Source organism: Mesorhizobium sp. P2_D5 (assembly GCF_056404355.1).
Map to the genome: position 1 here is coordinate 12,880 of NZ_JBFUEE010000003.1, position 15,648 is coordinate 28,527.

The following is a 15,648-nucleotide window of genomic DNA, read 5'->3' on the forward strand; positions in this document are numbered from 1 at the left end:
GAAACTGCGCCACGCGTTCGGGAGGAGACCGGCCAGCGCGGGACTCGTGTGAAAAAGTCTACCGGGATCGAACAGAAGGAACCTTTACGAGCACGGAACCTTCTCCTTTGTGACCTAAGGGAGGAAAACAATGGCAAATCTGGGAAGACTGGCTGTCGCAATGCTCGGCATTTTGGCTTACCAAAATCGCGACAAGATCGGCGACTTGATCCGCGGTGCAGGAAATCGCGATCCCAACAACCCGCAAGGCGGGCTTATGGATCAGCTGTCCAAGGGTGTGTCCGGAACGGCGCTTGGAGACATCCTAGACCGCTTCAGAAATGCAGGAGTCGGGTCGAAGGTAGATTCGTGGGTTCGTACCGGACCCAACGAGCCGATCGAACCGAAAGACGTGGAAACGGCAATAGACGAGGACACCCTCACTTCTCTTTCGATGCAGACCGGTCTGTCGCGCGATGAGTTGATTGCCAGGATCACGAAAGACTTGCCCGAAGCAGTCGACAAGCTGACGCCAGAAGGTGAACTGCCGGCTGCAAATCCCTCCCAGAAGACCGATGAGCCTTCACTCCTCGATTCGTTACCAACACCCACCCGCGGCCGGACGACCTAAGGCGAAGGCGCTGCGGGACTGGAATTCAGGCGCCGTCTGATTTCCTGAGGTGTCGCACCCTGGTTGAACAGTGCGAGGATACGCTCGGCCAAACGGTCGCGTGCTTCTTGATCGCCGGAGATACCCATGTCCTGGGCGTATTCCTCTAAGAGCTTAGCGAGTGCAGTCAATTGTTCGGGGTCGGCAATGCCCCAGAGAGTCCTCATATCCGCAATCCCTTACCGAGTAGGGTGAAAGCGTGATCGACTCTTCCAAGCGCCCATTGCCTTGCAATATCGAGCGCCAAAGGAAGTGTACGCTTCCGGATAGGATTAGCGAGTCATTCCGGCGAAGGAACCATTGCCTCTGCCCTGTCGTTGGGTCGTCAAGGGACACGATGATGACTGACGAACAGGGCAAAGCGCCCAGCAAGCCGGACGATCCTGTCGCGCGTCGCCTGGTCAATGAAACTGGCATCACGGAAACGCAAGCCCGCGAGCTAATCGCATTCTTGGGTGTGCACAGCTGGGCGTCGCTATTGCGGGAAGCACACATTCTGACTGCCCGTAAACCGTAGGGTCGCCGCCGGGCTTACCGTCTCGATCCGGTGAAGGAACATTTCAGCCGGACGAGAATTCAGGTCGGTCGGCCAAGGAGGCTTTCGTGACCCATCGACGCGTCGACAAGGAACGGATTGAGCGTGCTGATCGCGAATCGAAACTGACGATTGAGGCTGAGCGTCTGGCGAGAGAGACCAAGACGGCGCGGCTGCGAGAGCAGCGCCTGTCTGCCGAGCAGCCTTCTCCGGTTTCAAACGTCGTCGTACCGCCAAGAAGCCAGGCGGGAAGAGGAAAATTCCATGGGAAGCACCAGCGACTAGGCTTCGGGTCGCGCCAATCAGGCAGTAGGCAAAGCCAAGGAAGGCGTCGGCAAGGCCGTCGGCAATGACCATCTGCGGGCTGAAGGCCGCCGCGCGGGAAGCCAACGGCAAGGTTCAGAAGGCGTAGGCGAGGCGAAGTCCGCCGTCAAGGATGCGACAAAAAAGACGGCAGCCGCGATCAACAAGAACTTCTGACCGCATTCGCCCTTTGAGGGCAATGAAAGGCCGCCGGCAAAACCGGGCGGCCTTCGTCGTTTAAGGATCTGGAATCGAGAAGGAACGCAAATCCATTCGGGACATTGAGCAAGCAGTGCAGCTTGCGCGTTCACCTCAAGGGATTTCCAGCATGGCGAAGCAAACATCCAAATCGGCCGGGACGGCTGCGACAATTCATGATCAGAAACTGGCGCGTGGCGTTGGCGGAGAACTGCATCAGGTCGCATCCGGCTCGACACCGGTGCTGACAACGGCCCAGGGCGGGCCGGTTGCGGACGACCAGAACTCGCTCAGGATCGGCCCACGTGGACCGACCGTGCTCGAAGATTTTCACTTCCGCGAAAAAATCTTCCATTTCGATCACGAGCGGATCCCCGAACGCGTCGTCCATGCCCGTGGCTATGGTGTGCACGGCTATTTCGAAACCTATGAATCGCTGGCGAAATACACGCGTGCCGACATCTTCCAGCGCGCCGGCGAAAAGACACCGGCTTTCGTCCGCTTCTCCACCGTTGCCGGCAACAAGGGTTCTGCCGACCTTGCCCGGGATGTGCGTGGCTTCGCCGTCAAACTCTATACGCAAGAAGGCAACTGGGACATCGTCGGCAACAACATGCCGGTGTTCTTCATCCAGGATGCGATCAAATTTCCCGACTTGATCCACGCCGCCAAGGCAGAGCCCAACAGCGACTTCCCGCAGGCGCAGACAGCGCATGACAATTTCTGGGACTTCATCTCGCTCACTCCGGAAAGCATGCACATGATCATGTGGGCGATGTCAGACAGGGCGATCCCGCGTTCCCTGCGCTTCATGGAAGGTTTTGGTGTTCACACGTTCCGGCTGCTCAACGCCAACGATGAATCGACCTTCGTCAAGTTCCTCTGGAAGCCGAAGCTCGGTCTCCAGTCCGTCGCCTGGAATGAAGCGGTCAAGATCAACGGCGCGGATCCCGACTTCCATCGCCGCGACCTGTGGGACGCCATCCACGCCGGCAACTTCCCCGAATGGGAACTGCAACTGCAGCTGTTTGATCAGGCGCTCGCCGACAGCTTCGACTTCGATATCCTCGATCCCACCAAACTCATCCCCGAGGAGGTGCTGCCGCCGATCGCGGTTGGCCGTCTTGTGCTCGATCGTATGCCCGACAATTTCTTTGCCGAGACCGAGCAGGTCGCGTTCATGACGCAGAACGTGCCGCCCGGCGTAGACTTTTCGAACGACCCGCTGCTGCAGGGCCGAAATTTCTCCTACCTCGACACGCAGATCAAACGGCTGGGCAGCACCAACTTCACCCACCTTCCGATCAACGCACCCAAATGTCCCTTCCATCACTTTCAACAGGATGGACACATGGCGATGCGCAACCCGGTCGGGCGTGCCAACTACCAGCCGAATTCATGGGACGAAGGACCACGTGAATCGCCCGCTAGGGGTGCCCGGTCCTTTGACGAAGTCGAAGCTGGCCCAAAGGCCCGGTTGCGGTCTGAAACCTTTGCCGATCACTACAGCCAGGCACGCCAGTTCTACATCAGTCAGCACCCCGTAGAGCAGGCGCACATCGCCTCGGCGCTCACGTTTGAGCTGAGCAAGGTGCAAACCCCGGTCATTCGCGAGCGCATCGTTTCCCACCTTCTGAACATCGACGATGGGCTGGCCGGCAAGGTGGCGGACGCGCTCGGTCTGAAGGCTATGCCGAAGCCTGCCGATGCGGCAGTGGCAACGCGCCGGGATCTCGCAGCTTTGGATTCGCTCAGCATCCTCAAGAACGGACCTGGTCGTTTTGAAGGTCGCAAGCTCGGCATCCTGGTGACCGACGGGACAGACGCCGGCCTGCTGAAGGGCATGCAGCAGGCGTTGACCAAGGCTGGCGCAAGCTTCGAGATCATCGCGCCGAAGGTCGGCGGGGCCAAGGCCAGCGACGGCAGCTGGATCGATGCGCACCAGATGATATCGGGCGCGCCATCGGTTCTCTACGACGCCATCGCGCTGTTGCCGGCAAAGCCTGCGATGGACGACCTGATGAAGGAATCGACCGCCCGCGACTTCGTCGCGGATGCGTTCGCGCATTGCAAGTTCATCGGCTTCGTCGAGGCGGCAGCTCCGCTGTTGTCTAAGGTCGGAGTTGTCGAAGATGAGGCGGTTATCTCCCTTGGATCGGCCAAGGATATTTCGGGCTTTGTTGCAAGGCTTGGAGAGTTGCGCTGGTGGGCGCGCGAGCCGAAGGTGAAGTTGGGTTAAATTCCGCTAGCAACATCGGGCCATCTCAGGAGAACGACGAGATAGACAAGTTCAGTTGGTGGCGCCGCGCTGACGCGTTGCTCGGTCGGGGCCGGTAATGCCTGACGAGCCTGCCACAGGGGTGCAGTCCAGTGGCTGGCTCTTTCCGAGTGCATCCAATAAGGAACTGAGCAAGCGCTACCATCCCCTCGGGGGCATTCGCCTCCGAAGGGTTAATCGCTTTCCGGCGCTGGCGGCCCTCATTTCGATCTATGGTTTCGTCGTGGATCCTGTCACGGTCGCGGATCATGTCGCCTATCTGGGCGGTTTGCTGCCGTCGGGCGGGCTCGATCTCATTCGCGACCAGTTGCAGGCCCTGGCCAAGCAGAAACCGGGTGCTCTCGGAACCGGCTTCTTCATCGGCCTTGGCATAGCGCCTCACTCTGCGCCATACTCAACCGGGATGCCCGTTTGGGCGGCCAATGCGGTAAAAGACCGTTTGGCCTGACCAAGTGTCAACTTGCCTTTGTGCGCCGCTTGCACCGCTATCCCTCAGCCTTGAAATTCTTGGCCTTTTCGGTGGCTTTTTTCTTGTCGCCGCCATGCTCGCGCAAAAGATCCTTCGCCTGCTTCGGCGACACGTCGGTCGTCTCGGCGAGGTGCATCGCCTCGCGGTCGGAATCCTGGGATTTGGTCTGGTCCTTCGGCATGGTGCTGTCTCCGGTGTGTGAAGGACAACAACAAACTCGCAGGTCGGTTCCCCTCTGCCACTGCGCAAGGCAGGTGCCCGTGCATGGCATCAAGCCATTTCCGTCGTTACTTCTGCGCCTTCTTCCGCGCGGCTTGCTGGTTTTGCCCGGTGGCAGCGGAGGTTCTTGCGTCCTTGGAGTGCGCCGCTATGGCTGGCCCGGCGCCTGTCGCCTTGCGCATGTCCCCTGTGGTCTTTTTGTCATCGGCTCTCCTGCCAGTTAGGCCCGAGAACACCTTGCCGAAAAACCCCATTCGTTCCTCCTGCATGTCCGATGCGCGCTGTCGGGGCGCTCAATGATTGAAGCTCTTCCCGCGACTTTGGTTCCTTCGAATAAGCCGAATGCCGTCCAATTGGGCTCCAACGCGAGGGCTCGGGGTTCCGTACAAAGTCGATTTGGCCGACCGGAGCCGCTCATGAGCCGGCTGGAATCACGTAAGCTTGCTATTGTGCAGTGCAGCAACGATGTTGTTGCCTGTGCATTATCGTGCGCGGTTTTCGTCACCCTGGCGGCTAAGGATCTCGATTTGCGAAACCTCTCAGATACAATCACTCGCCTGACCGCTATGCGTGGCCGGCCGGGTTTGTCCGCGCACCGCGACGACCGCTTGTCCGACATAGCCGGTTTCGGATCCAATCCCGGTGCCTTGCGTGGGCGCTTCTACGCACCTGAGAATCTCCCGCGGGGAGCGGCGTTAGTTGTCGTCCTGCATGGCTGCACGCAGACGGCGGATGGGTACGATCATGGATCTGGATGGTCGAAGCTGGCGACCGACCAGGGTTTTGCAGTGCTGTTTCCGGAGCAGCAGCGCGGCAACAACCCCAATCTTTGCTTCAACTGGTTCGTGCCCGAAGATATCACGCGCGACCGTGGAGAAGTGCTCTCCATCCGCCAGATGATCCAAGCCATGGTGACAAAGCATGGCCTCGACGACCGGCGCATTTTTATCACGGGTCTTTCCGCCGGCGGCGCCATGGCGGCGGCAATGTTGGCAACATATCCGGAAGTGTTCGCTGGCGGCGCAATCATAGCAGGGCTCGCCTACGGCAGCGCGTCGACGATCCCGGAAGCCTTCGATCGTATGCGTGGCCATGGGGGCCCTTCGAAGGCTGAACTTCAAAGGCGCCTTGCGGAAGCTTCGCCCCACAAAGGGATTTGGCCGAAGATTTCAATCTGGCAGGGCGCGGCCGACACCACCGTGGTCGCGTCGAACGCGGATTCCATTCTCGCCCAATGGCAAGCGGTTCACGGCGTGGGCGCCAGCCCCACCCGAAAAGAAACGGTCGATCGACAGATACGTCAGGTGTGGTGCGGCGCGGACGGCAAGGAGTTGATCGAGAAATACACGATTGCCGGCATGGGCCATGGCACGCCACTGCAGACGCTCGGTGATGATGGCTTGGGCGTTGCCGCCCCATTCATGCTGAACGTCGGCATTTCATCAACACGCCATATTGCGGATTTCTGGGGTCTTACAAGCCGAACTGAAGCCAGATCTGGGGAAGCGCCGGGAAGATCGGCGGGCAAAGCAGTGAGGACTTATGCACCTGCGGAAAATCCGCGAGCAGTACGCGCCGATGCCGCAAAGGCGCCTCAGCCTGATGCTCGCGGCGGTTCGGCCACAGGCATTACCAAGGTGATTGAGGACGCTCTGCGCGCAGCCGGTTTGATGCGTTAGCTCAAAAGCTCTTTGGCTGGGTAAGACCGACAAGGCTTGATGCCAAGAAGGTTTCCCGGCCGAAAGGTCGAAGTTCCGGCCGGGAAGTTTCGCGCGGTTAGATGCGATTGACGCGACGAGCGCCGTCTCGCCCAATTTCATTCGAGGCGTAGTTCTCGGCATCGGCGTCGAAACCTGTCCATCCGCCGGCCTGATATTCTCCACGACGCTCTTCCAGGTTCACGGACTTGGTCTGCCCCAGAATCCTTTCGGCGTTTGCCACCAGCGGGTCGTCTACCTTGGCGGTGACCAACGTGCCGCCACGACGCACACCCTCTGCATAGACGTGGGCATCGTCCTCTGCGACGCCGGAATCAGTGAGGGCTCCGACGATGCCGCCGGCAGCGCCGCCGACGACGGCGCCCCCAACCGCACCGACTGCAGTGGCAGCCAACCATCCGGCGGCCACCACCGGACCAACGCCCGGGATGGCCATGAGGCCAAGCCCGGTCAGCAGTCCGCCAGCGCCGCCGACAACGGCACCAAGTCCGGCGCCGCCCGCTGCATCGTCCGCAGCCTTGGATTCGTCATGGTCGCGCCGGTTGTCCGCATTGTTGGCGATGATGCTGATGTTGGAATGCGGAATGCCCGTCGCTTCCAGTTCGCCAACGGCATCGGAAGCGTCGTCATAATTGTCGAATAGTCCGGTCACGGTTTTCATTTTGGATCTCCTGATTTCTGTTTGGTTAGTTGGTGCCGGCAACGACGTTGCCCTGGTAGTCGAGCGCTACTGCCGTGGTCTTGCCGCCCTTGTTCGCCTGGCCGCGCCAGATGCCCTGATCATCCTTGGCCAGCTTGGACACATCGGAGAAGCCGGCGTCCTGAATGCGATCCTTGGCCTGATCCTCGGTGAAGCTGTTCGCACCAGGAACGGGAGCGGAGGGGTTCGCGGTGTCGGTGGTGGCTACGGCCGGGGTCGTCGAGGAGGTGGCCGCCGATTTGTCATCGATCTTGGACGCGATCTTTTCGATCATTTCCTGATGCATCTTGAGTGTCGGGATTGTCTCCTGGGCGAAGGTCTTCAGCTGAGCGTTGTCGCCATCCTTGGCGTAGCTCTCGAACAGCTTGACCGCATCGGAATGCGCATCGCGCTGCATTTGGACGTAGGGTGTGTCGATCGGATCCTTGCCATTTTGCAGAGTATCGACATCGCCCTTGTGCTTGGCGTCCAGTTCCTTCGGGACTGTTAGCTTCTGCTCGCCGGCGATTGTCTCGAGCTTGGCGTTGGCCGCACCATGATCGTCAATCATCTTGTGCGCGAAGTCCTTGACGCTCTGGTCCTGTGCTTTGGTTTCGGCAACCTTGCTGGAATCCACTTCGAACATTCCGCCTGCCGCGGCCTTGTCGACAAAGTCTTGCGCGCTGTCGGCAGCAAGGGCGGGCAGGGCGAAAGACATAGCTGTAGCTGTGGCCAGTGAGGCCAAGGGTAGGCGGGTTTTCATGGGATAGGTCCTTGTTTGTGCACACATGTGCTAAGGGCCTAACCTGCGCCAGTCGGCTTTGTTCCGGACGGTCAGCGATAAACTGGCATTGATCGGCGCACCCTGTTTATGGCTCGGAGAGTGGCGACCGCGCTCTGGACCGGTCGGTTTGGCTGTCAAAAGATTGCTAATATTCGCCGAGGAACATTCTCATTGGAGTGAAGTTTTGACTGTGCCTTGGTTTGCTCCCGTGGCCAAGGCATGGAAGTTGCCTCTACAGCTTCCACAGCCCGTCTCGGGGTGGGGCAAAACAAACCGAGGCGGGCATTTCGGGTTCGCGAGGAGAGGAGTGGAGGTAGACGAAAATGGCCCTGGCTAAGAAGGACCAGGAGCGCATCACCTACGCTTGGATGTACGGCGTGCAGGCTCGAAAGGACGGCAAGGAGCGCGTGGTGCCCGAGGTCTGGGACGAATACGCCGATGCATGGCTGCAGGGATTTGATGGTGAACCCATCATCGGCGCGGACAAGGCCAGGTTGGTCGGCGACCAGATGGAAGCGGAAGTTGACGAAACTGGCGTGAGCGAGCCGCGTCAGTCGACCAGCTGATGGATTTAGGAACATTTTTGCCGGCTAGGAATTCATGGTCTCTGGCGGTGGAGGCTTTCATGACCCAACGACGCGTCGACAAGGAACGGATTGAGCGCGCTGATCGCGAATCGAAACTGACGATCGAGGCTGAGCGCCTAGCGAGAGATGCCAAGACGGCGCGACTGCGAGAGCAGCGCCTTTCCGTGGAAGCGTCTGTCGAAAAGACGGCTCCGGCCAAACGCCGTCGAGGCGCCGTCAAGACACCAGGACGAAAGATTATCGAGGTCGACTGAGCGGTAGCCAGCAAGTCGCGAAATGATGGCTGGCACCGGTGCCGCTGCGGATACAGCGCTTCGTTCAAGCGCCATTTCGTTGATCCTTGATGTCGGAACCGGAAGCGCTTCATAGCGTTTCAGCTAGTTGACGTTTGGAGCAGCACCTTTTGCAAAAGTCCCCCATCGTACGGACGGCCTCGTCTCTGCCGGTCGAGGATCGGTTTCGTGTGCTTGTTGAATCGATTACCGACTACGCGGTGTATCTTCTCGACGTGAACGGGACAGTCATCAGCTGGAACCCAGGCGCAGAGAAGTCTAAGGGCTACACCGCTGACGAAATCATTGGCCAGCATTTTTCCACATTCTACAAGCCGGCCGACCGAGCTGCGGGTTTGCCCGAAATGGCGCTGAAGACGGCTGCAACGGAAGGTCGGTTCGAAGCCGAGGGCTGGCGCGTCCGCAAGGACGGCACCGAGTTCTGGACGCATGTTGTTATCGATCCCGTCCGCGGCACAGATGGCGAAGTCGTCGGGTTTGCAAAGATCACGCGAGACCTAACGGAAAGGAAAAGCGCTGAACAAGCGCTGAGGAGCAGCGAAGAACAGTTCCGGATTTTGGTCCAGAGCGTCGCTGACTACGCCATTTACATGTTGGATCCGAAGGGTTTTGTGAGCAGCTGGAACCTGGGCGCCGAGCGGATCAAAGGCTATAAGGCGCACGAAATTCTTGGCGAGCATTTCTCGCGCTTTTATCCCGAGGCCGATCGAAAGGCCGGCGCTCCGGAAGAGAGTCTTGCAACTGCTGCCAAGGAGGGGCGTTTCGAGCGCGAAGCTTGGCGTGTGCGCAAAGACGGCAGCACATTTTTGGCCCATGTCATCATCGATGCAATTCGAAATGAGGGCGGGGAACTGATCGGTTTTGCGAAGATCACCCGCGACGTGACGGAGCGCAGCAAGGCGCTAAGGGAGCTGGAGCAAACACGAGAACAGCTCTTTCAGGTCCAGAAATTGGAAGCCATTGGCCAGCTTACCGGAGGCGTAGCGCACGACTTCAACAATCTTCTGATGGTGATCCAGAGCAGCCTCTCCATGATACGTAGACGCGTCTCGGATGATTCCAGGCTTCTCTCGCTTTTGGATAACGCGTCGCAAGCCGCTGCTAGAGGAGCAACGCTCACCCAGCGGATGCTGGCGTTCGCTCGCCGCCAGGATCTCGATCAACAAACGGTCTCGATTCCCGATCTCGTGCGTGGGATGACGGATATGCTTGAAAGGGCAATTGGTCCGACGATCGCAATCCTAACCCAATTTCCGTTGTCACTGCCTAATGTCGTCACTGACCCCAACCAATTGGAGTCCGTGCTTCTAAATCTCGCGGTCAACGCGCGCGACGCCATGCCCTCTGGAGGATCGCTTGTTATAAGCGCTCACGCTGAAGAACTGGACGTCTTCAACGATCACAAGCTTAAAGCCGGTCGCTACGTCCGCTTTTCCGTGAAAGACGAAGGGCAAGGGATGGATGCCGCGACACTTTCCCGTGCGACCGAACCGTTCTTCACGACGAAAGGCGTAGGTAAAGGGACCGGCCTAGGCCTCGCGATGGCGCAAGGTTTTTCCGAACAGTCCGGAGGCCGGCTTATGATTGACAGTCGACCCGGTGCCGGCACCAAGGTGGAAATTTGGCTCCCGGCGGCGATGTCGTCGCGGCCTGCAGATGACACGCCTGCTCCGCAGATGCCCGGCACGAACCGGCAACCACTTACAATCCTGGCTGTCGACGACGATGCTCTGGTGCTGATGAACACCGTCGCGATGCTGGAGGATCTTGGACATTCCGTTTCCCAAGCAAGTTCAGGGGTACGTGCGCTGGAAGTACTCAGGGGGGAGCCGAAGCTGGACTTGCTCATCACGGATCATGCTATGCCAGGCATGACCGGCGTCGAACTGATTGATCTGGTTAGAGCCGAGCGCCCGCACCTGCCTGTAATTCTCGCGACGGGTTATGCCGAGCTTCCTTCCGGGACACAGACGACCGCAACCCGCCTGGCCAAACCGTTTTTCGACGACGACTTGGAGAAGGCCATGGATCTCGCGCTTCGAAGGTGACGCATTGCCTTGAGAGTAGGGCGCCAGCCATATGGAACTATGCCTGCCGCCCGGCGTTCTGATACGCGGCAAAGGTGACCCCAATCACCTCCCATTTGCTGCCTCTTGCCCACCCGCCGAATGGTGTGGCGGGCTTTTTCCGAAAGCGCGGTCACAGGCTGGCTGGCCGAGTTGTCCGCCCCGGGCGGGGCGAGGCCTATGCCAGACCCCGGCCCGCTGCCGAAAGGCGGCGGGCCTTTTTTATTGCCGAAGGTTCGAATCAAATTGAGACAGCTGCATTGATGGTTCGAAAGCCATGCTCCCGCGTAAGTTTTTATGCGATGGCGCTAATGTGCCCTTCGCAAGTTGTTCCTGCACAGTCATTCACGGCTGTTTAAGGCAACCAAGGAGGATCGCATGTACTCCCTGAACAGAAGTCTGGCCAAGACCTTGGCTGGCAGCATACTTGCAATCTCATTGTCGTTCCCGGCTTATACTGCGGGCATAGGCGTCGGAGCCGGCGCGTCAGTCGGTGGCGGCGGCGGTATCAATGCTGGCGTTGGCGCCTCAGTTGGCGGTGGAGGCGGGGTCAACGCTGGTACAGGCGCCTCAGTCGGCGGCAGCGGCGGGGTTAGCTCTGGCGGCGGCGCAAATGTTGGCGGTTCCAATGGAGCCAGCGCTGGCCTCGGTGCTTCTGTCGGTGGCAGCAATGGCGTCAATGCAGGTGCTGGCGCCAATGTCGGCGGGACTGGCGGCGTCACTGCCGGTGCCGGTGCGAATATAGGAGGGGCCAATAGCGTCGGTGCAGGGGTAGGGACCGGCGTTGGTGCCGGCGTTGGCACCAATCCAACCAATCCGACGAACTCGAGCATCGCGTCCAATCCCAGCAGGGCAAGGCTGACACGTGTCGTCGCCGACATGCCTGACAGCCAACTAGCGCGGATGAAGAAGCGCTGCGCGGACGTGCTGAGCAGCTCTGGCTCCTATGATCGCGACCTCCGCGAGCTCTGCTTGCTCATATCCCGACGCTAAGAACGTCGTTCACGCCCGCTGGCTTCGGCCGGCGGGCTAGCCAAAGGCGAGTTTATTATTTTAGACGCAACTAATATTTCTGCAGAAAGTTACCTCTCTGCCAGCTAATGTCCCTCTGCTGGCGACTTTGGAGCCCGTCACCTTTTACCCAAGGTGGCGGGCCTTTTGCGTTCATGGAGAGATTGAGCGACCAGCGCTATTGGCACTGCCTGCGCGGGCCGCCGGAATAGGGCTGGTAGGTGTTGTCTTCGGGCCGAAAGGAGCGGTAACGGCTGAAGCAATAGTCAATGTGGTCGGACGAAAGCTGGGGGCTGCCCTCCGCCGTCGCCCACTCATCCGTCGGAACGTATCCATTCATCGACGCATCGTTTGCCTCAACGTAGCTGACGGCATCGGGCGGCTGCGCTGTGGCGGAATAGGGCGATATGCATGGGCGTTGCCGCCCTGTGTAAGACCTGTAGCTGTTGTCCTCGGGGTTGTAGGACCGGTAGCGGCTCGCGCACCATTCGACATGGGCGGCCGGCAATTCGGCCGTTGTTGCCTTGACCTCGCCTGTCGAAGGCTGGACGGCGGAAGTCACGATGGGGTCGGGTAGCGCTTTCGCCATGGCGGAGGCGTCGGGTATCTCAGCCTGCTCAGCCGGAATGCGCTCGAAGGACTGTGCCGCCGTCTTCACAGGGCCGCGAGAAGCCATGCGGCGAATGCAAGGCCGCTGGCGAAGACCGCGAGCGTCAGCAAGAAACCTCCGGCGATTCCCAACAAAGCCTTCACGCTGCGCTCCTTCAACCCTACCCATCCAAACAAAATGCGGGGCGATGGATCTGGTTCCAGGAAGTGCGCTGGCGCGGCATGAGCCGAGTGTCTAAATTTGAATTTCGGCTCACGACCCAAGTTGACACTCGTCACGTTCGATGAGGCACGGTGCCGTCGATGTCGTGGCTGGGAATGCCCTTCGCGGCTCCGGGCGTGGCCCTGGTGATGGACAGAAAGTCTGACTGTCCGCTTCTGGGTGAACACAATCCGCTGGCAGGACCGCGCGCTCAAGGCCGCGTTGTAGCGCGTGGTCCGGCGGCCATAGCGGGGGGCTCGGGGACTGACCGCCGGGCCTACCGGCAAAGAGGGGTGGGTTTTGCCGGCTGACGAATTATAGGCCGCTATCCGAAAATTCAAATTTTCTAAATGAGCGGCAACCGGCCATTGCGCCGATCGTTGACCCTATGCTGGTTGATCCCGGCGCACTCCAGACCCTGCCCGCCCGTATCCCATTTCGGGCGGGCATTTTTCCTGACCGTTGGAACAATCTCGCACCGACGACGTTCGGCGAGATCACTGTACCCAGTGATTCCGCCAAAGCTGGCCCGCTGCCGAAAGGTGGCGGGCTTTTTTGCGTGCCAGGCTGGAACCCGTTGCAGACGGTGGAAGTTCTGATCCTGCTCGGCTCCCCTCACCGAGCAGCCACCCAAGCTCCCGCCATCGTTCCCGATGGCGGGCTCTTTTGTTGGCAGCAGCCGAATACGACCAACGTCAAAGAGATGTGGAGTTATTTGGGTCGATGGTCGGCTGCTCGTTCAGCAGCGTGGAAAGAGCCGTGATGATCTGGGCCAGGACGAACGGCTTCGTGATCATCACGCTACTAGGCACACCCTCAGCGCCCCAGTGAATGGCGCTGTCTCCGCTGATGTAGATCACGGGAATGGTTGAGTTGGCTTGCCGCAAATGCCTGGCTACCTCCCAACCGGACTGGCCGGCCCCTAGGCGGACGTCTGTAATGAGGCCCTTAAACTTGTCCGGGGCTGCATCGAAAGCCGCGATAGCCTGTGCGGCATCTGGGGCCGACGCTACTTCGAAGCCGGCTTCCTCTAACACCGATTCGAGATCGAGCAGGATTAGCGGCTCGTCCTCAACGACCAGAACCGCCCCGACATACATTTGTTAATCTCCCCAGTTTGCGCACCGATTACGCGCGAGGCCGGTATTTGTTCCAATTGGTCAACTGTCGAAAGCATGCACGAAGGCCTCGGCGGCGTCTTTTTGGGCCCATCGCCCGCTACCTCGAGGCCTTGGGCTTTTTGTTTTTCGGGCGGAACATCGACACTCTCAGGAAGTTCTCAAAGAAGCCTGTTGCCTCACAGGCAGGCTGTTTGAAAACAGCATTTCAAGGCCCCGCTGGCTCCGGTCGGCGGGGTTCCGTTTAAAGCGCTGGATCGCTGTCTACTTGCGGCTTTCTGTGACCTGTTGGAACGATTAGTTTTTCGGCTCGTTGCGGTGGCTAGCCATGAGGACTACATCTCATTAGATCCGATTACGCCGGCCTCACCCTCAGAGAGATTGGTTAGCGACGGCTCTCCAGAGGTAAAGACAACACCGGCTGCTTCCAATGCCTGTCGGATGCGCGTGAGGTGCCCGGACCCGGCATTCTGTGGCCGTTCTCAAACTCACGGATCGTGTCTTCGCTCAGGTTGGACTTGGCGCCAAGCCTCACGCAGGACCAGTTTAATAGCGCGCGCGCTGCTCGCGATTGCTCTGCCGTCAGGTTTCGCAAAGTGACATCTCCACTCCACGGACTTTTCTGCAGAACAGTGGACCGGGCAGAAGGTTCCGACCAACATTTCACTGGCCGCTAATGGAACGGAAAGGGCAATTTTCCTGAAGCGCCGCGTCTAATCAACGAGCACGATAAACGGCTTGTGCTTCGGCCGTTCGTGCCAAATGACCTATCGCAGATCGCACATGTCGACCATCTGGCCGCAGATTGGACAGGTATAGAAATTGTCCTGTTCGTCGGAATGGTCGCCCGCGTGACGCTTACCAGGAATGGGCGGTCCAAGGTCGGATAGCTTTGTCATCACCTTCAAACATTCAATTTGCCTAAAATGTTTCCATAGATATTTTAGCGTATGCTAATTGAAGCGCGACTAGCGGGTCAGTGCATGCGTCTGAAATTCATTAAGCCGATGGAGCCGGAGTTGGTCGACTGGCCGCCCGAAGGCGACGACTGGATCCATGAAATCAAGGTTGATGGTTACCGCACCCAAATCATCAAGGATGCCGATGGCATCCGCCTGTTCACCAAGAACGGCTACGACTGGACGTCCCGATACCGACACCTTACCAAGGAAGCGGCCTCGATCGACGCTGAAAACTTCATCCTCGATGGTGAAACCATCGTGACAAATGAGGCGGGCCTGTCCGATTTCCATGCTCTGCAATCGGCCGTCACCAAGCGCCGGCCTTCACAGGATCTCTACCTGGTAGCGTTCGATCTTCTGTACATCAACGGCCACGATCTGCGCGACATGCCGGTGAGGGACCGCCGCGACATTCTGCGGGAGATGATCCCGGCCGCCAGCCGCATTCAATTCAGCGAAGCCATGCCGGGCACAGGTGACGCTGTCTATCGGCTTGTGGATCACGCTGGCCTGGAGGGCATGGTTTCGAAGCGGAGGGACAGCGTCTATCGCAGCGGGCCGACGATGAACTGGCGCAAGATCAAGTGCTACGACGAAAAGGAGATGGACATCATCGGGGTGCAGCGCGAAAGCGGCAAGCCGGCGATGGTGCTGATGGCGGACCAAGGTCGCTACGTCGGCGGGGCCGTTGTCATCTTCAAGCACGACAAGCGCCAGGGGCTTTGGGATCGCGTCGAAGGCAAGGTGGGCGCTCCAGCGCCGGTAGCCTTGGCGAAGAAAAACGCCGAATGGCTCAAGCCTGGCCTTGTGGGCCGCGTCAAGTTTCTGAAAGGCGAGGAGCAACTGCGTCACGCCTCGCTTCAGGACTTTTGGGAAAAATGAGTTAGCGGAACCTAATATCCGCACGCAAATTCATTCAACTATGGACGACCGATCGAACCCCGAAAAACTGGTGCCGAGCCCTCCGT

General features: G+C 59.2%; 12 protein-coding genes and 2 pseudogenes. 9 read left to right on the top strand and 5 right to left on the bottom strand.

The window, feature by feature from the left end; all coding sequences use genetic code 11:
- The first annotated feature begins 130 nt into the window (after window positions 1-130).
- From AC1DYW_RS13185 to AC1DYW_RS13200, 4 genes and pseudogenes are all read left to right on the top strand, one after another.
- A complete protein-coding gene (locus AC1DYW_RS13185) occupies window positions 131-610 on the top strand; it encodes a YidB family protein (RefSeq protein WP_477226461.1) in 480 nt (159 codons plus the stop codon).
- A 379-nt stretch (window positions 611-989) separates the two neighbouring features.
- Entirely contained in the window at window positions 990-1,166 is a 177-nt protein-coding gene (locus tag AC1DYW_RS13190; RefSeq protein ID WP_477226462.1) for a hypothetical protein, read from the top strand.
- Between the two features lie 649 nt (window positions 1,167-1,815).
- Entirely contained in the window at window positions 1,816-3,924 is a 2,109-nt protein-coding gene (gene katE / locus AC1DYW_RS13195) for a catalase (RefSeq protein ID WP_477226463.1), read from the top strand.
- A gap of 166 nt (window positions 3,925-4,090) precedes the next feature.
- Window positions 4,091-4,339, top strand: a pseudogene (locus AC1DYW_RS13200) (hypothetical protein); the annotation flags it as partial.
- A 109-nt stretch (window positions 4,340-4,448) separates the two neighbouring features.
- On the opposite strand, the gene AC1DYW_RS13205 reads toward AC1DYW_RS13200, so the two are convergent.
- Window positions 4,449-4,613: a hypothetical protein gene (locus AC1DYW_RS13205; RefSeq protein WP_477226464.1), complete on the bottom strand. Its 165-nt coding sequence runs from the start codon at window positions 4,611-4,613 to the stop codon at window positions 4,449-4,451.
- Between the two features lie 565 nt (window positions 4,614-5,178).
- On the opposite strand from AC1DYW_RS13205, the gene AC1DYW_RS13210 reads away from it, so the two are divergent.
- Complete coding sequence (locus tag AC1DYW_RS13210; RefSeq protein WP_477227063.1) at window positions 5,179-6,330, top strand: extracellular catalytic domain type 1 short-chain-length polyhydroxyalkanoate depolymerase; 1,152 nt, start codon at window positions 5,179-5,181, stop codon at window positions 6,328-6,330.
- A gap of 97 nt (window positions 6,331-6,427) precedes the next feature.
- Here the strand turns inward: AC1DYW_RS13210 and AC1DYW_RS13215 are convergent, their stop codons facing one another.
- Both AC1DYW_RS13215 and AC1DYW_RS13220 read right to left on the bottom strand, forming a co-directional pair.
- Window positions 6,428-7,030 (bottom strand): hypothetical protein, encoded by a 603-nt coding sequence (locus tag AC1DYW_RS13215; RefSeq protein WP_477226465.1) that lies wholly within the window; start codon window positions 7,028-7,030, stop codon window positions 6,428-6,430.
- 25 nt (window positions 7,031-7,055) lie between these two features.
- Window positions 7,056-7,811: a DUF4142 domain-containing protein gene (locus AC1DYW_RS13220; RefSeq protein WP_477226466.1), complete on the bottom strand. Its 756-nt coding sequence runs from the start codon at window positions 7,809-7,811 to the stop codon at window positions 7,056-7,058.
- A gap of 344 nt (window positions 7,812-8,155) precedes the next feature.
- Here AC1DYW_RS13220 and AC1DYW_RS13225 point away from each other — a divergent pair, with 344 nt between their 5' ends.
- The 3 genes from AC1DYW_RS13225 (at window position 8,156) to AC1DYW_RS13235 (ending at window position 10,760) form a co-directional block, all read left to right on the top strand.
- Window positions 8,156-8,398 (top strand): hypothetical protein, encoded by a 243-nt coding sequence (locus AC1DYW_RS13225; protein WP_477226467.1) that lies wholly within the window; start codon window positions 8,156-8,158, stop codon window positions 8,396-8,398.
- Window positions 8,399-8,457: 59 nt separating this feature from the next.
- Window positions 8,458-8,673: a hypothetical protein gene (locus AC1DYW_RS13230; protein ID WP_477226468.1), complete on the top strand. Its 216-nt coding sequence runs from the start codon at window positions 8,458-8,460 to the stop codon at window positions 8,671-8,673.
- Between the two features lie 164 nt (window positions 8,674-8,837).
- Window positions 8,838-10,760: a hybrid sensor histidine kinase/response regulator gene (locus tag AC1DYW_RS13235; protein WP_477227064.1), complete on the top strand. Its 1,923-nt coding sequence runs from the start codon at window positions 8,838-8,840 to the stop codon at window positions 10,758-10,760.
- A 1,207-nt stretch (window positions 10,761-11,967) separates the two neighbouring features.
- Here AC1DYW_RS13235 and AC1DYW_RS13240 read toward each other — a convergent pair.
- Together AC1DYW_RS13240 and AC1DYW_RS13245 are read right to left on the bottom strand one after the other, a co-directional pair.
- Window positions 11,968-12,300, bottom strand: a pseudogene (locus tag AC1DYW_RS13240) (BA14K family protein); the annotation flags it as partial.
- Between the two features lie 995 nt (window positions 12,301-13,295).
- Window positions 13,296-13,700, bottom strand: a complete 405-nt coding sequence (locus AC1DYW_RS13245; RefSeq protein WP_477226469.1) for a response regulator — start codon at window positions 13,698-13,700, stop codon at window positions 13,296-13,298.
- A gap of 1,001 nt (window positions 13,701-14,701) precedes the next feature.
- On the opposite strand from AC1DYW_RS13245, the gene AC1DYW_RS13250 reads away from it, so the two are divergent.
- On the top strand, window positions 14,702-15,562 hold the full coding sequence (locus AC1DYW_RS13250; RefSeq protein ID WP_477226470.1) for an ATP-dependent DNA ligase: 861 nt from the start codon (window positions 14,702-14,704) through the stop codon (window positions 15,560-15,562).
- Window positions 15,563-15,648: the final 86 nt, after the last annotated feature.